This is a genomic window from Arthrobacter sp. Bi83 (genome assembly GCF_918698095.1).
Classification (GTDB): Bacteria; Actinomycetota; Actinomycetes; order Actinomycetales; family Micrococcaceae; genus Arthrobacter.
In genome coordinates this window covers 70,672-89,247 of the sequence record NZ_CAKKLY010000006.1, presented here as the reverse complement: position 1 = coordinate 89,247, position 18,576 = coordinate 70,672, and the positions used below count along the sequence as shown (strand labels likewise).

At 65.7% G+C, this 18,576-nt stretch carries 15 protein-coding genes and 2 tRNA genes; 5 read left to right on the top strand and 12 right to left on the bottom strand.

Annotated elements, in window-relative coordinates:
• The first annotated feature begins 100 nt into the window (after positions 1-100).
• Positions 101-1,120, top strand: coding sequence for an ABC transporter substrate-binding protein (locus LQ144_RS05250; protein ID WP_230117511.1), 1,020 nt, complete (start codon positions 101-103; stop codon positions 1,118-1,120).
• A gap of 49 nt (positions 1,121-1,169) precedes the next feature.
• Positions 1,170-2,093, top strand: a complete 924-nt coding sequence (locus LQ144_RS05245) for a TauD/TfdA family dioxygenase (protein WP_230117510.1) — start codon at positions 1,170-1,172, stop codon at positions 2,091-2,093.
• Positions 2,094-2,182: 89 nt separating this feature from the next.
• On the opposite strand, the gene LQ144_RS05240 is transcribed toward LQ144_RS05245, so the two are convergent.
• The 5 genes from LQ144_RS05240 to LQ144_RS05220 all read right to left on the bottom strand — a co-directional run bounded on the left by LQ144_RS05240 (position 2,183) and on the right by LQ144_RS05220 (position 8,237).
• Positions 2,183-3,145 carry an aldo/keto reductase gene (locus LQ144_RS05240; RefSeq protein WP_230117509.1) on the bottom strand — a complete coding sequence of 321 codons (963 nt, stop codon included), beginning with the start codon at positions 3,143-3,145 and terminating at the stop codon, positions 2,183-2,185.
• 117 nt (positions 3,146-3,262) lie between these two features.
• Positions 3,263-4,975, bottom strand: a complete 1,713-nt coding sequence (locus LQ144_RS05235) for a glycoside hydrolase family 13 protein (protein WP_230117508.1) — start codon at positions 4,973-4,975, stop codon at positions 3,263-3,265.
• Positions 4,976-5,028: 53 nt separating this feature from the next.
• Entirely contained in the window at positions 5,029-5,967 is a 939-nt protein-coding gene (locus LQ144_RS05230) for a carbohydrate ABC transporter permease (protein ID WP_290369716.1), read from the bottom strand.
• The gene (locus LQ144_RS05225) at positions 5,967-6,920 is read right to left on the bottom strand and encodes a sugar ABC transporter permease (RefSeq protein ID WP_230117507.1); all 954 of its coding nucleotides are present in this window, start codon (positions 6,918-6,920) and stop codon (positions 5,967-5,969) included. The genes LQ144_RS05230 and LQ144_RS05225 overlap by 1 nt, the downstream gene beginning before the upstream one ends.
• A 27-nt stretch (positions 6,921-6,947) precedes the next feature.
• Positions 6,948-8,237, bottom strand: a complete 1,290-nt coding sequence (locus tag LQ144_RS05220) for an extracellular solute-binding protein (protein ID WP_230117506.1) — start codon at positions 8,235-8,237, stop codon at positions 6,948-6,950.
• A gap of 224 nt (positions 8,238-8,461) precedes the next feature.
• Here LQ144_RS05220 and LQ144_RS05215 point away from each other — a divergent pair, with 224 nt between their 5' ends.
• The gene (locus LQ144_RS05215) at positions 8,462-9,664 is read left to right on the top strand and encodes an ROK family transcriptional regulator (RefSeq protein WP_230117505.1); all 1,203 of its coding nucleotides are present in this window, start codon (positions 8,462-8,464) and stop codon (positions 9,662-9,664) included.
• Between the two features lie 18 nt (positions 9,665-9,682).
• Here the strand turns inward: LQ144_RS05215 and LQ144_RS05210 are convergent, their stop codons facing one another.
• The 3 genes from LQ144_RS05210 to LQ144_RS05200 form a co-directional block, all read right to left on the bottom strand.
• The gene (locus LQ144_RS05210; RefSeq protein ID WP_230117504.1) at positions 9,683-11,254 is read right to left on the bottom strand and encodes a Na+/H+ antiporter; all 1,572 of its coding nucleotides are present in this window, start codon (positions 11,252-11,254) and stop codon (positions 9,683-9,685) included.
• 137 nt (positions 11,255-11,391) lie between these two features.
• Complete coding sequence (locus LQ144_RS05205) at positions 11,392-12,051, bottom strand: NAD(P)H-binding protein (protein ID WP_230117503.1); 660 nt, start codon at positions 12,049-12,051, stop codon at positions 11,392-11,394.
• Between the two features lie 79 nt (positions 12,052-12,130).
• Positions 12,131-12,691, bottom strand: a complete 561-nt coding sequence (locus LQ144_RS05200) for a dihydrofolate reductase family protein (protein ID WP_230117502.1) — start codon at positions 12,689-12,691, stop codon at positions 12,131-12,133.
• Between the two features lie 255 nt (positions 12,692-12,946).
• Here LQ144_RS05200 and LQ144_RS05195 point away from each other — a divergent pair, with 255 nt between their 5' ends.
• Positions 12,947-13,678, top strand: coding sequence for an HNH endonuclease family protein (locus LQ144_RS05195; RefSeq protein ID WP_230117501.1), 732 nt, complete (start codon positions 12,947-12,949; stop codon positions 13,676-13,678).
• Positions 13,679-13,995: 317 nt separating this feature from the next.
• On the opposite strand, the gene LQ144_RS05190 is transcribed toward LQ144_RS05195, so the two are convergent.
• On the bottom strand, positions 13,996-14,553 hold the full coding sequence (locus LQ144_RS05190; protein ID WP_230117500.1) for a TetR/AcrR family transcriptional regulator: 558 nt from the start codon (positions 14,551-14,553) through the stop codon (positions 13,996-13,998).
• 62 nt (positions 14,554-14,615) lie between these two features.
• Between LQ144_RS05190 and LQ144_RS05185 the strand changes: the two genes are divergently transcribed.
• A complete protein-coding gene (locus tag LQ144_RS05185) occupies positions 14,616-15,659 on the top strand; it encodes a transporter (RefSeq protein ID WP_230117499.1) in 1,044 nt (347 codons plus the stop codon).
• Between the two features lie 189 nt (positions 15,660-15,848).
• On the opposite strand, the gene LQ144_RS05180 is transcribed toward LQ144_RS05185, so the two are convergent.
• From LQ144_RS05180 to LQ144_RS05170, 3 genes are all read right to left on the bottom strand, one after another.
• Positions 15,849-15,922, bottom strand: a tRNA-Met gene (locus tag LQ144_RS05180).
• A gap of 61 nt (positions 15,923-15,983) precedes the next feature.
• Positions 15,984-16,055, bottom strand: a tRNA-Thr gene (locus tag LQ144_RS05175).
• 326 nt (positions 16,056-16,381) lie between these two features.
• Positions 16,382-18,565, bottom strand: a complete 2,184-nt coding sequence (locus tag LQ144_RS05170; RefSeq protein ID WP_230117498.1) for a DEAD/DEAH box helicase — start codon at positions 18,563-18,565, stop codon at positions 16,382-16,384.
• Between the last annotated feature and the right edge of the window lie 11 nt (positions 18,566-18,576).

Here is an 18,576-nt window from a genome sequence, read left to right as displayed (position 1 = left end):
GGACGGTCGGAAAACCAGCCGCCACGGACCCGCCCACTGAACCATTCCGCACCGAACCATTCACCCCGCGACAAGCATGAATCCACTGAAGGAACTTCACATGAAACGACACCTGACCATCCTGAGTGCTGCGGCCGCCGTCGTCATCGCCCTGACGGTGTCCGGCTGCGGCGGCCCCTCGGTGGCCGGCACGGGCGAACCCGGAGCCACCGAGGTGAAGGAACTCCGCTACCAGGGGTGGGCGAACACCGTGACCCTCCCCGAACTCGCCGAAGACCTCGGCTACCTGGGCGACGTGAAGCTGAACTGGGTGGGCAACACCATCAGCGGCCCGCAGGACATCCAGTCGGCAGCCACCGGGCAGACGGACTTCGGCGGGGCCTTCGCCGGAGCCGTAGTGAAACTGATCGAGGCCGGGGCGCCGGTCAAGGCAGTCATCAACTACTACGGCGAGGACAAGAAGACCTTCAACGGCTTCTACGTCAAGGAGGACAGCCCCATCCGGACGGCCAGGGATTTCATCGGCAAGAAGATCGCTGTGAACACCCTGGGCGCCCACTCGGAAGCCGTCATCAACACGTACCTCCGCAAGAACGGTCTTACCGCTGACGAGATCAAGCAGGTCCAGCTCGTGGTGGTCCCGCCCAACGACACCGAGGAAGCCATCCGCCGCGGCCAGGTGGACGCCGGCTCGCTGGGCAGCATCCTTCAGGACAAGGCCATCGCGAACGGCGGGCTGCGGTCCGTCTTCAGTGATTCGCAGCTGTTCGGCACGTTCGCCGGCGGCCCGTACGTCCTGCGCGAGGATTTCATCGCCCAGAACCCCAACACCACCCGGACGTTCACCACGGGCGTCGCGAAGGCGATCGAATGGGAACGCACCACGCCCCGCGAGGAAGTGATTGCGCGCTTTACGAAGATCATCAAGGAGCGCGGCCGGAATGAGAACCCCGCCGCCCTGCAGTACTGGAAGAGCGTGGGCGTGCCCGCCAAGGGCGAAATCAAGGACGAGGACTTCACCCGCTGGAACGACTACCTGAAGTCTGTCGGGATCATCAAGGACGACCTTGATCCCAAGAAGCTCTACACCAACGAGTTCAACGGCCTCATTGCCAAGTAATCCACCGCAGGATCATCCACCGCAACCGACACGACAGTAAGGAAGAACAATGACCGTTATCACCGAAACCAAGCTCGAATTCGCCAAGCTGGGCTCCCGCATCGGCGCCGAGATCCGCGGACTGGACCTCAGCGGGGACCTCAGTGCCGAGACAGTGGCGCAGATCCGCGCGGCCCTGAATGAGCACAAGGCGCTCCTCTTCCGGGAAGCCAACATCCTCTCCGACGAGGCCCAGGTGAAGTTCGCCAGCCATTTCGGACCGCTCACCAAGGCCCACCCTACGGTTGCCTCCGTGGAGGGCGAGGAAAACGTCCTGCCGGTGGACAGTGAAAACGGCTCCGCCAACAACTGGCACACCGACGTCACGTTCGTGGTCAATCCGCCGCAGGCGTCCACGCTGCGCAGCATCGACCTGCCGGCCTACGGCGGCGAGACACTCATTGCCTCCTCCGCGGCCGCCTACCGGGACCTGCCCGATGAGCTGCGGAACTTTGCGGACACGCTGTGGGCCATCCACACCAATGACTACGACTACTCCGTGCCCAAGAACCTGGAGCACCAGAACGCTGAGCAGCGCCGCAAGGAGTTCACCCGGCTGAAGTTCGAGACTGCCCACCCCGTGGTGCGTGTCCACCCGCTGACCGGCGAGCGCGGATTGTTCATTGGGGGCTTCGCGCAGCGCCTGCGGATCGTGGGCCTGTCCAACACCGAGTCCAAGGACATCATCCGGCTGCTGCAGGCGTACGTCACCCGGCCCGAGAACGTAGTGCGGGTGAACTGGGAGCCGAACCAGCTGGTGCTGTTCGACAACCGGATCACCCAGCACTACGCGCCGGACAACTACGACGGCCAGCCCCGCAAGCTCAACCGCGTGACTATTGCCGGCGACATTCCCGTGAGCGTGGACGGCACGCAGAGCCAGGCGCTCAAGGGCGACTCCTCCACCTACTCGGAGGTCGCCCCGCTGAACTAGCGGCCCGCCGTCGGGCCCTGCCCCATCTAGCTCGCAGAAGGTGTCGTTTTGAGGCGTCAAAACGACACCAACTGCGAGCTCGCTGGGCTTTAAGGGATGTTGCTCCCCCGGGCGGTGACCCAGAGCCGGTACCACTCGGCCCGGGTCATGGTCTCGGCCATACGGGCGGCTCCGGCACAGGCCCGGATCCGGTCCGCATTCGCCGTCCCGATCACCGGGGCGATCCCCGCCGGGTGCTTCATGAGCCAGCCCAGCAGCACGGCCTCCCGGGTTGTTCCCTTCTCCCGCGCCATGTCCGAAAGCAGCTCGGCGGTGGCGGACTCGGCAGGTGTGACCCGTTCGGGCGGATTGCCGGTGTAGTGTCCCCGCGCCAGGGCGCCGTAGGCCTGCAGGGTGATCCCGTGCCTGGCGCAGTATTCGAGCGTCCCGTGCGGGAAGCTGTAGCTTCCGGCTTCCGGATGGTTGACGAGGACCGTGCTCTCCAGCCAGTCCCGCTTGAGCAGGCTGAGTTCCAGCTGGTTGGCCACCACGGGTGTCTCGAGGCTGTCCTGCAGGAACTCGATCTGGGCAGCCGACATGTTGGACACGCCCAGCGCCCGCACCTTGCCCTCGGCCATCAGCTTCCCGACGGCGGCGCTCACCTCCGCCGGGTCCACCAGGGGGTCGGGGCGGTGAAGCAGGAGGACGTCCACGTAGTCCGTGCGCAGGCGCTCGAGGCTGCCGTTGACCCGCTCGATGATGGCGTCACCGCTCAGGTCGTAGTGGGTCTCCAGTCCCCGCTCGTTGAGCCGGATGCCGCATTTGGTCTGCAGCTGGATGCGGTCACGCAGGCCCGGCGAAGCGGCCAGGACCTCGCCGAACACCGCCTCGGATTTGCCGCCGCGGTAGATGTCCGCATGGTCGAACAGCGTGACGCCGATGTCCATCGCGGCCTCGATGGCGGCAGCGGCGGTTTCCACATCCGTGGTTGTGTGCGGGTCATCTGACCAGCTGCCTCCCAGGCCCATGCAGCCATAGAGGAGCCTGCCGGACGGAATCGAATTTTCAGTCATTGCATCACTCTTTCACTTCCTCCAGCGGAGGCACAGTCCGTTAAAAAGCCCCGGTGGCGGCACCCCCAACGGGTACCGCCACCGGGACGGGTTACTGAGCCGTTCTCAGCTGTGGCGTCAGCGCAGCCAGGCCGTGGTGTTGGCCGGCAGCTTGCCGTCTTCTAGCGGGGCGCTGCTGACCAGCACCGTGCCCGCGGGGAGCTCAACAGCCTCGTCCCCGAAGTTGGTCACAGACTGCCAGCCGCCGGGGCGGGTGAAGTGCAGGACCTCCGGGTTGCCGGTTTCGAGCCACTCGAGCTCTTCCTCGGCCTGCAGTTCGCGGCGCAGCTTGAGTGCCTTGCGGTAAAGCTCAAGGGTGGAGCCTTCGGTGCCGTCCTGCGCCTCGACGGCGTACTTGCTGAACCAGTCCGGCTGCGGCAGGTGGGCGCCGCCGTCGCCGAATCCGAACGAGGTTCCCTCAACGGACCACGGCAGCGGCACACGGCAGCCGTCCCGGCCGACCTCCACGCCCTTGTTGCGGAAGAACGAGGGGTCCTGGCGCTCTGCGTCCGGGATGTCGGCGACTTCCTGGAGGCCGAGTTCCTCGCCCTGGTACAGGTAAGCCGAGCCGGGCACCGCGAGCATCAGCAGGGTGGCGGCGCGGGCGCGGCGCCGACCGAGCTCCACATCCAGCTCCTCTTTGGGCCCGCCGGCCAGCAGCCAGTCCTTGCCGTCCTGGCCCTTGGCGTGCTTCTTGCCCTTGGATCCCTTGGGCAGGCCGTAGCGGGTGGCGTGCCGGACGACGTCGTGGTTCGAGAACACCCAGGTGGAGGACGCACCGGTGGCGGCGGCCTCGGCCAGGTTGCGGGTGATGATCTCCTTGAATTCCTCGGCGTCGAAGTCGGCCTGCAGCAGGTCGAAGTTGAACGCCTGGCCCAGGCCCTCCGGGCTGGCGTAGCGCGGACGGCGGGTGGCGTGCACCCAGGCCTCGGCAACGGCGGTGCGCGGCGGGTTGTATTCGTTGAAGACCTCGCGCCACTCGGCGTAGACCTCGTGGACTTCGTCGCGGTCCCAGAACGGGTGCGAGCCGTCGGCGAAACCATCGGTGCCGGTGTTTGCCGCGCTCAGCTCCAGCTTGGACAGCAGCGGTTCGGTGAGGTCCTTGGTCAGGGCATGCGCCACATCGACGCGGAAGCCATCCACGCCGCGGTCCGACCAGAAACGCAGGGTCTTGAGGAAGTCGTCGCGGACCTCCCGGTTGGCCCAGTTCAGGTCCGGCTGCTCCTTGGCGAAGATGTGCATGTACCACTGCCCGGGTGTGCCGTCAGGTTCGGTGATACGCTCCCAGGCCGGTCCGCCGAACACTGAGTCCCAGTCCGACGGCGCGAACTCGCCGTTGGGGCCCTTGCCGTCGCGGAAGATGTAGCGGTCACGGGCAGCCGAGCCCTTCGGGGAGGCGAGGGCTTCCTTGAACCACTCGTGCCGGTCCGAGGAGTGGTTCGGGACGATGTCGGCGATCAGCTTAATGCCCGCGGCGTGCAGCGCGGTGGCCATCTCGTCGAAGTCCGCCAGCGTGCCCAGCTTCGGGTCCACGTCGCGGTAATCGTCGACGTCGTAGCCGCCGTCGGCGAGAGCCGACGGGTAGAACGGGCTCAGCCAGACGGCGTCGATCCCCAGTGATTTCAGGTACGGAACCTTGGCCGTGATGCCCTTGATGTCGCCCAGGCCGTCACCGTTCGAGTCGGAGAAGCTTCGGGGGTAGATCTGGTAGACGGAGGCTTGGCGCCACCAGTTCGGATCGGCCAGACGGTCGGAATCGGACAGGGTTGCCAGCGTGGCAGTGGTGGACAAGGGATGATCCTTTTCTTGTGGTTGCGGTTGGTGCTGGATTGGGAAAGTTGGGTCTATTTGACGGCCCCGCGCATAACTCCGGAGAGTACCCACCGCTGGGCCAGGATGTAAACCACCAGGGTGGGTGCCATGGCCATCAGGTAGGACGCGAATGCGAGGCTGTAGTTGGTGTTGAATTCGCCCTGGAAAAGCATCTGCACCACGGGAAGGGTCTGCAGGGCAGGGTCCGCGATCATCATCTGGGGCAGCAGGAAGTCGTTCCACGAGCCAAGGAAAGCGAAGATGCCCACCGTGGCGTTCATCGGAGCCAGCAGCGGGAAGATGATCTTACGGAACACCTGCCACGTGGTGGCCCCGTCCATACGGGCCGATTCCTCCAGTTCCACCGGGATGGAGCGGACGAAGGCGATGTACAGCAGCGTGTTGAAGGAGATGCCGCCAAGGACGTGCAGGAACACGACGCCGGCCGGGTTGTCCAGGCCAAGCAGTGCTGTCTGCTTGATCAGGGGCAGGATGATCACCGGGAACGGGATGAACATGGCGGAGAGCAGGTACACGAAGGAGCCGCGGAAGAACTTCCGGTTCCAGTTCCGGGCAATTGCGTAGGCAACGAGTGAGCTGCAGGCCAGGGACCCCAGGACGCTGAACACGGTGACGAACGCCGTGGACATGAAGGCCCGCGGGAAGTTGGTGGCCACGTAGGCGGCGACGAAGTTTTCCCAGTTCATCGGGTTTGGCCATTCCAGGCCAGTACCGGTGCCGATCTGGTCCGGCGACTTCAGCGCCATGGCCACGGTGAAGTACAGCGGCAGCAGGACGGTCAGCGAGGCAACCACCATCAGGGCAGTGAGCCACCAGTTGATCTTGAAGCCTTCGCGGTTGGAGCGGCGGGTTTTACCCGCGGGCGAGGACCCGGGCCTGCGGAAGCCGTACTTGATGCCGGTGGACGCCGCTGCCCTGGCAATGGGCTCTGGAAGTGTGGATGCGGTCATTAGAGAGAAACCCCCCGGCGCTGGATGAGGCGCAGCTGGATAACGGAGATCAACAAGGTGATCAGGAAGTAGATGACGGCGTTCGCCATCTGGTAGGAATAATCGCCGCCCGTGAAGCCGGAGAAGATGCGCATTGCCACCGACTGCGTTGCCATGCCGGGACCGCCGCCGGTGAGGCCAACGATGATCTCGTAGGTTCCGAGGAAGCCCTTGAACCCGAGGATCACATTGATCACGAGGTACCCCATGATCAGCGGCAGTGTCAGGCTGTGGAACTGCCGGAAACTGCCCGCGCCGTCGAGGTCCGCGGCTTCATAGACCTCGGACGGCACGCTCTGGAGGCCGGCCAGGTAGATGATGGTGGCGCCGGGCGCTGCCTGCCACACGGTGACGATCACGATGGCCAGCCAGGCAAGGTTCTCGTTGGCGAGGATGCTCGTGGCCAGCGGCGTGAAGCCGAACTGTTCAGCCAGCACCGGGAGGGTGTTGGAGAACAGGTAGTTGAACACAAAGGAGACAATCAGGGCGGAGAGCACCATGGGGATGAAGAACACGGTGCGCATGCCGGTGCGCCACTTGATCTTGGCGTTGAGGCCAAGGGCGATGGCGAGCGCCACGACGTTGACCACCACGGTGGTGGTCAGGGCGAACACGAACGTGAAGATGTAGGACTGCAGTATCGCCGGGTCCTTGAAGATATTAACGTAATTGGACAGTCCGATGAACTTCCAGTCACCGTAGCCGGCATAGTTCGTGAGGCTGAAGAAGACGCCCACGAGTGCCGGCAGGGTGATAAAGAAGGCGAACAGCGCCAGTACGGGCACCACCATCCAGTAGTACGCGGGGTCGATCTTGTGCTTGGACCGGAATCTTTGGGGGCTGGCAGGGGCGGAAGTCGGTCTCTTGCGTCCTGCGGGACGGGCTGTCTGGGCCACCCGGGATGTTGTAGTCATGAAGGCTCCTGGATTCGGGGTGGGGGGTCAGACCGCGGTGCGTTCGGCGACGCGGCGCCATTCGTCGTCGAGGGCGGACAGGAACTGCTCGCCGTTCTTGCTGTACACGAAGGACTGGATGTAGTTGTTCAGCGGCACCGACGGCGGGAAGTAGGTGGTAGCGCCCTGGAAGTAGCGCGCCTCATCGACCGCTGCGCCCAGCCCGCTGATCTGCGGATTGCTGACGGCGGGAGCGTCCTTGAGCGGCGAGAACGCAGCGTTCTTCTCGTTGTAGGTGTTGACTACTGACGGCGCGAGCAGGTAGTTGACGAACCGCTGGGCGGCAGCCATGTTCGGCGTGTTGCGGGTGATGGAGAGCGCCATGTCCACGTTCACGCGGGCCTTGGTCTCGTCCGGGTTGTTCGTCACCGGCAGCGGGAAGCTTCCGAGCCTGATGTCCTTATTGGCCGCGACCAGCTGGGAGAGGGCCCACGGACCCTGCAGGTACATGGCCGCCTGGCCTTTGGCGAAGGCGGCGTTGCCGTCTGCATAGTTCTTGCTGGCAGCTCCGTTCTGCGCGAAGGACGCCAGCTGGAGCATTTTGGGCAGTGCCGGTCCGAAGTTGCTGGCAAACGACTCAGGGGCGTCCGCGGTGATGTCTGCACCCTTGGCGTTGAGCTTTGTGAAGAATTTCGCGACATCCAGAGCACCGCCGGACACGTAGTCGAACATGCCCTGGGCGAGGGTCCAGGGGTCCTTGAACGTTCCATAGATCGGCGCGATGCCGGCCGCCTTGAACTTTTCGCAGGCCGCCACGAACTCGTCCCAAGTGGTGGGTACGGAGACGCCCTGCGCCTCGAAAATGTCGCGGTTGTAAATGACGCCGGCGGCCGCCAGGGAGAACGGCAGGGCACTGATCTCGTTGCCGTTGTACTGGCCCCAGGAGCTGACGAGGTCCTGCATCTTCGGATCGATGGTGGCAGCCACGGGCATGTCCGAAAGGTCGGCGAAGATGCCCTTCCTGACGAAGTCTGCGGTGGCCTGCGCGAAGCCGCGGGTCACAACGTCCGGCGGATCGTTGCGGACCAGTCCCGGAACAAAGTTGCCCTCGTTGAAGTCCTGGACCACGCGGATGTCCGGGTTCAGTGCCTCGAAGTCCTTGATTACCTGGTTGAAGTAGTCCACCACTTCGGGCTTGTTCTGCATGAACCGCAGCGTGGTGACGCCGTTCTGGGTGCTGGGCGTGGCGCCGCAGCCGGAGAGGGGGGCCATGAAGGCGGCGCCGGCGAGGCCCGCGGCCTTCAGCAGCGCGCGCCTGCTAAGCGGGGCGGCGCTCACAGGGCAGAGGCCGACGTGCGGGCCTGGCGGGATTCGGGCTGGGGTCCGGGCGGGCGCTGCTTCAGGATGCTGTTCACGGTTCCTCCTTTGCAAAAGGCTGGGTGAATGTCTGGAAGAAAAGCCAGTGGTCGGCGGCCGTCCGGCCCACACGCTCTAAGTTTATATGGAATCTAAATTTAGTTCCTCAAGTATTATGTGGTGCAAAGCACAGGGAGGTCAACACCATGTCTGAAATGACGGCGGCAACGCCCCAGCTGCTGCGGCGCGTGAGCGCCGGTGCGGTCCTGGACTTCATGCGGGCCTCCGAGGCGGTGACGGTCACGGAAGTCATGCAGTCCACCGGGCTCACGCGGGCCACGGCCATTTCGGTGTGCGAAGACCTTATGGAGCGGGGCTGGATCAGGGAGCTGGAAAACCAGCGCGCGTTCGGCGGCTATCAGAAAGGCCGGCCGGCACGCCGGTTCGAGCTCAACGAGCGCGCCGGCTACGTCCTTGGCATGGACGTGGGCGTCTCCAAGGCCACAGTGGTGGTGTCCGATCTCCGCGGTATGACGCTGGGGCGGTCCAGCCAGCCGTTCGCCGGCGCCGAAATCTCGGCTCAGGAACGCATAGCCGTCATTGACCGGACAGCCATGACGGCGCTGCACAGTGTGGGAGCTGCCCCCGAGTCGGTCCTCGCTGTCTGCGCGGGCATCGCCGCGCCGGTGGATCGTCACGGAAATGTGCTGGCGGCCCAGCACTTCTGGGGTCTGTTCGACGTCGGCCTCAAGGCCGCGCTGAAAGATCTCCGCGGGTGGACAGTACTGCTCGAAAACGACGCCAACCTCGCGGCCCTCGGCGACCGCTGGCGGGGCGCAGCGGCGGGTGTGGACGACGTCGTCGTCATCCTGGCCAGTGAACGCTTCGGTTCCGGAGTGATCGACGGCGGGCGGCTGCTGCACGGCAGCGGCGGCGGCGCCGGCGAGCTGGCGTTCCTCGACATGGTCGAGGGCGTGGGCGACACCTTCGGGATTGCCACCCTGGCGCGTGTCTGGGCAGGGGAGGCCCTTGCCGGGCGGGCCAAGACCTCGCTCCGCGAGCATGCCCGGGAGGGCGCCGAAGCGGAACATGTTTTCGCCGCGGCCGCTGCGGGCGATGCAGTGGCTTTGCAAATCCTCGACAGGCTGGCCGACAGGATGGCCCGGGTGATTGGCGCCGTGGCCACGGTCATCAACCCGGAGCTGGTGGTCATCGGAGGCGCAGTGGCAAATTCCGCGGGTGTGCTGCTTGGGCCGATCGCCGAACGCCTGACCGAGTTCACTGCGACGCCGCCGCGGGTGGCGGTTTCCCCGCTGGGCGACTCAATCGTGACGGTGGGTGCCGTCAGGTGCGCCCTGGACTACGTGGAGAAAAACACCCTGGACCTGGAGCTGTCCGTCCCGGCCTAAGTCCCCTGCCTGAATAGCCTATTCCGGCATGATCATGGTCCGCAGGTCGAGCTGGCGGAGCACCCTGTCCGCGACCTCCGGGTCCATGTCGGCCTCGTTGCGCGCGGCCACCACTTCCTGCCGGGCGGCGTCCAGGGCGATGGTCTGGACTGCGATGGCCAGCTCCCTGCCGCGCTCGCGTTTCTCGGCCAGGCTCTCGTTGCGGAGGCTGCCATCCAGCAGCTCGGCGTGCAGCCGCGTCATCTTTTCCTTCACCAGCGCAACCTTCTCCGGCGGCAGCTCCTTCATCAGCTCGGTGTCCTTGAGCGCCGCCACGGCGGCCGCCTGGGCCCGCCTGGCCAGAAGCCGGGCCGCGTCCCGCTCCTCGGTTCCGTCCTGGGACGCCTTCAGGACGCGCATCAGCCAGGGCAGCGTGAGCCCCGGCAGGACCAGCGTGGCGAGCAGCACCGCGCAGGCAATGACCAGCAGCTCGTCCCGCGCCGGGAACGGCGTGCCGTCCGCAAGCGTGAGCGGGAGAGCCAGCGCGAGGGCCAGGGTAGCGAGTCCGCGCATCCCGCACCAGGTCAGGATCAGCACCTCTTTGGCGGAGGTGGGCTGCAGCAGGTTCTTGCGCTTGCGCGCCGACAGGGCCAGCAGGCCGAGCCAGCCGAACCGCACGGCGAACACCAGGATGCAGACCACGACGGCGGTGCCCACCATGCCGAGGATGCCGGCACCTTCCTTGCGGACGACGTCCTGGATTTCGAGGCCCACGAGGCCGAACGCCAGTCCGGTCACGAGGAGCTCCACCACGTCCCAGAAGGCCGTCCGGGTCACCCGCTCGGCGGCGTCCTGCGGGCGGGAGTGCCGCTGCATCTCCAGGGCGGTGACCACGACGGCGATAACACCGGACGCGTGGAATTCTTCCGCCAGGATGTAGGCGGCAAACGGCACCACCAGGGTGACTGCGCTGCGGGCGACCATCGATTGCACGAGCCGGGTGATCAGCGACGTCAGCCAGCCCATGGCGATCCCGACCACGACCGCAAGGGCAGCGCCCACCACAAACAGCAGGACGACGTCGGGTCCTATCCTGGTGCCGCCAACAGCTGCAGCGACGGCGGCCTGGAAGATGACGATGGCCGCGGCGTCGTTGAAGAGGCCTTCGCTCTGCAGCACTGTGATCAGGCGGCGGGGCATGCGGACGCGGCCGGCAACCGACTCGACCGCCACCGGGTCCGGCGGAGCCACCATGGCGCCGAGTGCGATGGCGGCGGGGACGCCGATGCCCGGGATCATGAGCCACGCGGCGCCGGCTACCACCGCGGTGGAAATCACCACGAGGGCCACCGCGAGCATGATGAGCGTGCGCCAGCGGACCCGGAACACCGCCCAGGAACTGCGTTGGGCGGTGGCGAACAGCAGTGGCGGCAGGAAGATGGGCAGGATCAGCTCCGGCGAGATCTCCAGGTCGGGGAAACCGGGGATGAAAGTCAGCGCCACGGCCAGCAGGAGCATCAGGACCGGGTAAGGCAGCCGCAGCCGGTCCCCCAGGCCTACAGCCACCACCGTGGCGAGCAGCAGTCCGATAATGAGTGCCAGCTGGTCCATGTGCTCACTTTCCCCGGAGTGTTGGGCCCTGCGCCCCCGAAGCCGGAGGGCGAACCGTGCGATTCCACCCTACCGGGGGCCGGGCCGCACTCTTCGACGGCGGCCGCCCCGAGGGGCCTGCCGCCGCTCCGCCGGCGCTACTTGACCGGCTCCAGTGCGGCCGAGACCGGGAGGGTGCCGTCCCGGAACTCGATGGTCCGGCCTGCGCATCCCGGCAGGTCCAGCACGGCCGCGGCGACGATGGCCACGTTGGCCCGGGACGTGTTGGTTCCGGAGGCGGCGTCGGCGGGGTCCACGTCGATCAGGCCGTTCCCGGGGCCGTCGGTCAGTGAACCGGGGCCGAGGATGGTCCAGGACAGCGAGCTGCCGCGCAGGTATTCATCTGCCGCCGCCTTGGCCTCGGCGTAGGCATGGAAGCTGTGGCCGGCCGGCACGCCATGGTTGGGGCCCGCACCGAAGTAGGAGACCATGACGTAGCGGCGCACACCAGCCTCCGTAGCGGCGTCCATGGAGCGGATGGCGGCGTCGCGGTCCACCGCCAAGGTGCGTTCCGGGTTCCCTCCCCCGGCGCCGGCTGACCAGACCACGGCGTCGTGGTTCCGGAGCCCGGCGGCGATTTCCGCCGTCGTCGAATTTTCAACGTCAAGCACCGACGGCGACGCGCCGGTCGCTGCGACGTCCGCGGCGTGATCGGGGTTGCGGATGATGGAGGTGACGCTGTGCCCCTCTCCGGTGAGAAGGGCGGACAGCTGGAGGGCCACTTTGCCGTGGCCGCCGATGATTGCGATTCGGGTCATGCCTCCCATTCTGTCCCAGCGCGGGGTTTTGTCCCAGCACACGCTTTTGTGGCTGCGCGAGGTTGCGTGCCGGCACGCGTCAGGTGCGGTTGCCGTAGCGGAGGAACACGACGCCGTTGCCGAACCGCCGTTCTTCGAGCAGCTCAAGGTTCAGGCGGACGTCGTCGGGGAGGTACCTCTTGCCGCCGCCAACGGCCACGGGCGAGACGAACATCTGGAACTCGTCCACCAGCCCCGCCCTGATGGCAGAGGCTGCGAGCTCCGGGCCGCCCACCGCCAGGTCCTGGCCGGCTTCCGTCTTGAGCCGGCTGACCGCATCGGCACTGAACTCCCGTTCGATCCGGGTCCGCGCGCTGGCGGGATTCTGCAGCGTTCGGGAGTACACCACCTTGTCTGCTGCCTTCCAGAGTTGCGCGAATTCCTGGACATAGGGCGGTTCGCCGGTGAAGGCGCCGGGATCCTCCCAGGCGAGCATGACTTCGTAGAGCCGCCGGCCGTAGAGATGGGTGCCGACATCCCGCTGGCGCTCGTTGACGAAGGTGTGCACTTCCTCGTCCGGGACGCTCCAGTCGAAGTTCCCGTCCCGGTCCGCTGTGTAGCCGTCGAGCGACATGATTCCCGAGTAGATCAGTTTGGCCATGACGCGCCTCCCGCTTCCGCTTGCCTGCAGTCAGTCCGACGTTAGATTCGGCTGGTCCGGATTACAACGCCTGCGGATAACAGCGAACGGGAACCAACGCTGCCCGGCACAATTCCTCCGTCTCTGCCCCGGCCGGCGGCCAGTCGCAGCATTCACACAGGATTGCATCAAGACCCCATCAAGGATCGGTTTCGGGGCATTCCGGACTGTCATGCTGGTCTTCGCATCCATCGGTGCCACTTTTCATGAACTCAAATGGGGGAAACCATGCCGGCAGGCCGGTTCAAGCACGCCCGAATCCGGGCGTCACTCGCTACATTCACCAGTCCCGTGGTGCTGGGCCGGTCTCTCGCCGCGTCCGCCGTGGCCGCGGGACTTCTGCTCGCCGGGCTGGCCGTCCCGGCGGAGGCTGCCACAAACTACTCAGCGCCGCTGCGCACCGCGGCGCGGTCGCTCGCGGTGGCGGCCGAGAACAACGCCGGCTACGACAGGGCCCGGTATTTTGGCGATTGGAACGACACCAACCGCGACTGCCAAAACACCAGGCAGGAAGTCCTGGTCCAGGAGTCCAAAGCCGCCCTCGCTTACACCAGCCGCGGCTGCACCGCCAGCAGGGGAAGGTGGGTGACCTCCTGGGACAACCGTGTTCACACATATGCCTCAACGGTTCAGATAGACCACACCGTCCCCGTCCACGAGGCGTGGGGCTCGGGCGCGCGCTACTGGTCGCAGGCGCGCCGGGTGGCGTTCTACAACGATCTCGGCGACGCCCGGTCCCTCAGTGCCCAGACGTCGGCGCTCAACTCCGCCAAGCAGGCCAGGGGCCCGGAGTCGTGGATGCCTCCCGCGAACAGATGCGCCTACATCGGCCAGTGGATCGCGGTGAAGATCCGGTGGGGCCTGCGGGTGGACAGCGCAGAGAAGGCGGCGCTGATCCGGTATGCGGACTCCTGCCCCAACGTAAGGATCGGCGTCACCAGGGTCTAAGGCGTCGTGCCGAGCCGGACAGAGACTGAAGCGCCGGGGAAAGCCCCGCGCCGCCCTACATGGCCGCGCGGGGCATTTTCTTGTTCCGTGCGCCCGGGTCCCAAGGTCGATGACGTACCATCCGTCTACCGCGGCCGTAACGGGTCTCGATCATCTACGGCGCGGTAGGTGGCCCGCTCTGGTTCACGGGGAATGAGCGGGCCACCGCCCCTGCTTGGTGCGCGCGGCGGGAATCGTCGATCGGCGGATAGATGAAGTCTTCACGGCATCAGACTGACCGGCTCGCGGCCAGGTCTAAACGTGGATTCTCTTCGGCATCACAATCCGTCCACGATGCCGTCGATAACGCCGCGGAACCTCTCCGACGGCCCACCTGCCTTGACGAGCACGCTAAGCCCGATCACGCAGGCAAGTAGTTGGCTAGCGGCAGTGTCGGCAACCCGATCGACAGCGAATTCTCCAGACTTTTGCCCCTGCGCGATTGCTTGCCGAAACACCGCTTCGATTTGCGTGAAGAGGTCGTCCGCGATGCGATTCACGTCGACGTCGGCAGGGCCGAGCTCCGCGGCAGCATTGACCATGACGCACCCCCGCTGGTGCTCGCCTACGCCGGCAAGGACAATCATCGCCTCTTTGAGACGCGGCCCAATCGGCCCGGGCGCTAAGAATAGGTCTGTCAGGTGCTCGAGTCGCCTCTCGCTGTAGCGCCGAAGAGCACGCATAAACAGGGCGTGCTTGCTCTCAAACGTGTTGTAGAGACTGCCTTTGCCGATCCCCAGCTCACTGGCCAGCTCCTGCGGTGTGGTCCCGGCGTACCCCTGACGCCAAAACAGTTCCATCGCCTTGTCGACGGCCGTGTCCGTCTCAAACTGCATCGGTCTACCCATGGAAACAGGGTAACTTGCATGTTATTGTACTTCAAGGTCAAAAACTGCTGATGGGACCGACCAGTGGTCCTCTTACGCCCTATCAGGAAGGCATTCCGTTGTCTGCTCAGCTGCTCTCGGCGCACGTCCCCTCTGCGACAAGCGTGCGCACGCGCGTCCCGTTGAACACTCTCGCCATTCCCCTGGGCTTGGCGGGACTCGCCCAAGTTTGGTCCGCGGCGACCTCCGCGCTCGGCCTCCCCTTCGAGCTCGGGCAAGCGTTTTGGCTGATCGCTGCGATCTCCTGGATCTGGAGCATCGCGGTGCACGTGTATCGCGGCGCGCGCACCGATCAGCCGCTCTCTCATCAGCTCACGCACTTCGCTCAGGGTCCGCTTGCGGCATTGCTTCCCATCGCCGCGATGCTGCTTGGAGCAGCCCTTCACCGCACGATTCCGATGGCCGGAACCGTGCTGACGTTGATCTCCCTCGCCGCCGCGGCCGCGTTCGCCGCATGGATTCTGAACTTCTGGATGCGCGGCGAGCTGCCACTGGAATCCGTTCACGGCGGGTACTTCCTGCCCATCAGTGCAGCCGGTTTAGTCGGTGCACTCGCTGCCGCAGAGACGGGGCCTCACTGGCTCGCCGTGGGAAGCTTCGCAATCGGCATCTTCTTCTGGATGGTGATCTCCGTGTTCTTCTTCCTCCGGCTCGCGCTCCGTCCAACCATGCCCGCACCGCTCGTCCCGACACTCGCGATCATGATGGCTCCCCCGGCCGTCGCGTCAGCAGCGTGGCTTACGATCTCCGGCGGCCGACCCAATCACGTCTTTGAGGGGTTGACGGCGATGACGGCGATGATGGTGTTGATCCAGGTGATGCTGTTGCCGCGCTACCGTGCACTGCCGTTCTCGATCGGCTTCTGGTCATTCACCTTCCCCGCGGCGAGCGTAGCTGCGCTAGCAATCACGTGGTTGCACTTACTCCAACCCTTTGCCTGGCAGGCCATCACAGTTGGAGTGCTCGCCGCCGTTACGCTCCTCGTCGTCTCGATCGCGACGAAGTCGATCCTCTTGCTCATCGCCACAACCCGCGCGTCACGCGAAGGTCCATAACGCCCGCATACGCCCGCCTCCAGGCTGAAGCTGCGATCGAAAGCAGCCCGTGGTCAGCAGGGATGCACGCTCATCGCGGCCGGCGTCTCCGCTTGCGTCATCCAGCTCCAAGGATGTACCCGGATGTCTCTGCCTGGGGAAAGGCACAAAAAGCCCCCGGAATCTCTCGGATTCCGGGGGCTTGTCCTGTAGCGGTGGGGAGGCTCGATCTCCCGACCTCACGATTATGAGTCGTGCGCTCTAACCAACTGAGCTACACCGCCACGAATGAGAAAAACCTGTGTCAAGCCGGTCAAGACCGCCCTGACACAGGCCCTCATTCAGAGCCCCCCACCGGAATCGATCCGGTGACCTCGTTCTTACCAAGAACGCGCTCTACCACTGAGCTAGGGGGGCAACGAGTAAATACTCTACCGGAAGATTTCCCACCCAACAAATCGGCGGAACAACGCCTCCGGAGCCGACGAAACAGTTGCGTCGGAACCATTTTTATGGCCTTCAAAACGCCCGCCTGGCGCCCCTGGATTGCAGTCCGGACGGCGCCGTTGCGGACACCTGACAGCGTCTCTGGAGGCCCCGCGGCTGCCACCGTCCGCCGGTTCCGGCCCCACGCCTAAACCTCCCTCAGCCGTTCCTTAAACACGCAGGGACCGGCTCGAAAGCCGGTCCCTGCGTGTTAGCCGGGAACTACTGCCGGGGAGCTACTACTCCCCAAACACCTGTTACCACTTGCCCTTGCGGTTGAAGTCGCGGTGTCCGCCTTCGTTGCCGTGGCGGGGCTTGCGTGCACCGTCGCCGTGGCCGCCGAAGCGGGAATCACTGGCCTGGCCGCGGTTTGCACCGGAGTCGGCGCTGACGCCGCGCTCCGCGCGGTCGCTGTAGGAGCGTCCGCCGCGGTCCGCCGAGGAACGCTCGCCGCCGCCGGCGTAACCGCCGCGGTCGCCGTCGTTCTTGCGGAATTCCTTCTTGAAGCCGCCGTTGCCCTTGAAGTTGCCGCCGCGGTCGCCGCCACGGTTGCCCTGGTAACCGCCACGCTCACCGCCGCCACCGGAAGGCTTGCGTCCGTTGTCCAGCTCGAGGTGGATCAGCTCGCCGCCGATCCGGGTGCGGGAGAGGGCACGCAGCTGCTCCGGGCTCAGGTCCGCCGGCAGCTCCACGAGGGAGTGGTCCGAACGGATGTCGATGCCACCGATCTGGGCCGAGGAGATGCCACCCTCGTTGGCAATGGCACCCACGATGGAGCCCGGCATGACGCGCTGGCGGCGTCCGACGGCGATCCTGTAGGTGGCGTTGCCCTCGGTCAGAGTGCGGGTCGGGCCACGGGAGCCGAAGCCGTCCTTGGCGCGTTCGCGCTTCTGGTACTCGGGAGCCGCCGGCAGTTCCTTGACCAGGAGCGGCTGACCGCCCTGCGCCATGACGGCAAGTGCTGCAGCGATCTCCGACGCCGGAACGTTGTGCTCTTCCTCGTAGGACGAGATGAGGTCGCGGAAGGCCGCAACATCCTCGGACTCGAGAGTCTCCGTGATGCGCTCGGCGAACTTGCCCAGGCGCAGCGTGTTCACGGTTTCGGCGGTGGGCAGGTGCATCTGCTCGACCGGCTGGCGGGTGGCCTTCTCGATGGAGCGCAGCAGGTACTTCTCCCGCGGCGTCATGAAGAGGATCGCGTCGCCCGAACGGCCTGCACGGCCGGTGCGGCCGATGCGGTGGACGTAGGACTCCGTGTCGTGGGGGATGTCGTAGTTGACCACGTGGCTGATGCGCTCAACGTCAAGGCCACGGGCCGCGACGTCGGTGGCCACCAGGATGTCGATGCGGCCTTCCTTCAGCGCTTCAACAGTGCGTTCGCGCTGCTGCTGCGGGATGTCGCCGTTGATGGCGGCAGCCTGGAAGCCGCGGGCCTTCAGCTTGTCAGCCAGGTCCTCGGTGGCCATCTTGGTGCGGACGAAGGCGATGACGCCGTCGAACTCTTCGACCTCGAGGATGCGGGTCAGGGCGTCGAGCTTGTGCGGGCCCATGACCTGCAGGTACCGCTGGCGGGTGTTGGCGCCGGTGGTGGTCTTGGACTTCACCGAAATCTCGGCCGGGTTGTTCAGGTACTGCTTGGACATGCGGCGGATCTGGCTCGGCATGGTGGCGGAGAACAGTGCCACCTGGCGGTCTGACGGGGTCTGCTGGAAGATCTGCTCCACGTCTTCGGCGAAGCCCATGCGCAGCATTTCGTCGGCCTCGTCCAGCACCAGGTACTGGAGCTCGGACAGGTCCAGGGAACCCTTGGCAATGTGGTCGATCACACGGCCTGGGGTACCGACGACAACCTGCGCACCGCGGCGCAGGCCGGCGAGCTGGGGGCCGTAGGCGGAGCCACCGTAGACGGGGAGGACGGTGAAGTCATCGATGTGCTTGGCGTAGGAGGTGAAGGCCTCGGCAACCTGGAGCGCGAGCTCGCGGGTCGGGGCGAGAACCAGGGCCTGCGTCTTGCGTGACGGGCCGTTAAGGTCGTGGAGCTCGGCCAGGCGGGACAGTGCCGGTACTGCGAATGCTGCAGTCTTACCGGTGCCGGTCTGGGCGAGGCCCACGACGTCGCGGCCTTCAAGCAGCAGCGGGATGGTTGCTGCCTGGATGGGGGACGGCTTTTCGTAGCCGACGTCCTGCAGGGCGGCCAGGACGCGGCCGTCGATGCCGAGATCGGCGAACTTCACGCCTTCTTCTTCGTCTTCCTCGGCCTTGGCTGCGGGAGCATCGGCAGGGGCGGGCTCTGCTGCGGGAGCATCGGCAGCGACGGCCTCTGCTGTGGGAGCGTCGGCGGGCTCTGCTGCGGGGGCAGCGGCCTCAGTGAATTCGACGGTCGCGCTCTCGGTGTTGACCGTGTTCTCGGCGTCGATGTTGTCGTTGTGATTTTCGGGCATAGGGAAGTTTC

Coding starts and splice junctions, on each gene's coding strand:
- LQ144_RS05250 (WP_230117511.1), top strand. CDS start 101: ATGAAACGACACCTGACCATCCTGAGTGCTGCGGCCGCCGTCGTCATC.
- LQ144_RS05245 (WP_230117510.1), top strand. CDS start 1,170: ATGACCGTTATCACCGAAACCAAGCTCGAATTCGCCAAGCTGGGCTCC.
- LQ144_RS05240 (WP_230117509.1), bottom strand. CDS start 3,145: ATGACTGAAAATTCGATTCCGTCCGGCAGGCTCCTCTATGGCTGCATG.
- LQ144_RS05230 (WP_290369716.1), bottom strand. CDS start 5,967: ATGACCGCATCCACACTTCCAGAGCCCATTGCCAGGGCAGCGGCGTCC.
- LQ144_RS05225 (WP_230117507.1), bottom strand. CDS start 6,920: ATGACTACAACATCCCGGGTGGCCCAGACAGCCCGTCCCGCAGGACGC.
- LQ144_RS05215 (WP_230117505.1), top strand. CDS start 8,462: ATGTCTGAAATGACGGCGGCAACGCCCCAGCTGCTGCGGCGCGTGAGC.
- LQ144_RS05210 (WP_230117504.1), bottom strand. CDS start 11,254: ATGGACCAGCTGGCACTCATTATCGGACTGCTGCTCGCCACGGTGGTG.
- LQ144_RS05205 (WP_230117503.1), bottom strand. CDS start 12,051: ATGACCCGAATCGCAATCATCGGCGGCCACGGCAAAGTGGCCCTCCAG.
- LQ144_RS05200 (WP_230117502.1), bottom strand. CDS start 12,691: ATGGCCAAACTGATCTACTCGGGAATCATGTCGCTCGACGGCTACACA.
- LQ144_RS05195 (WP_230117501.1), top strand. CDS start 12,947: ATGGGGGAAACCATGCCGGCAGGCCGGTTCAAGCACGCCCGAATCCGG.
- LQ144_RS05190 (WP_230117500.1), bottom strand. CDS start 14,553: ATGCAGTTTGAGACGGACACGGCCGTCGACAAGGCGATGGAACTGTTT.
- LQ144_RS05185 (WP_230117499.1), top strand. CDS start 14,616: ATGGGACCGACCAGTGGTCCTCTTACGCCCTATCAGGAAGGCATTCCG.
- LQ144_RS05170 (WP_230117498.1), bottom strand. CDS start 18,565: ATGCCCGAAAATCACAACGACAACATCGACGCCGAGAACACGGTCAAC.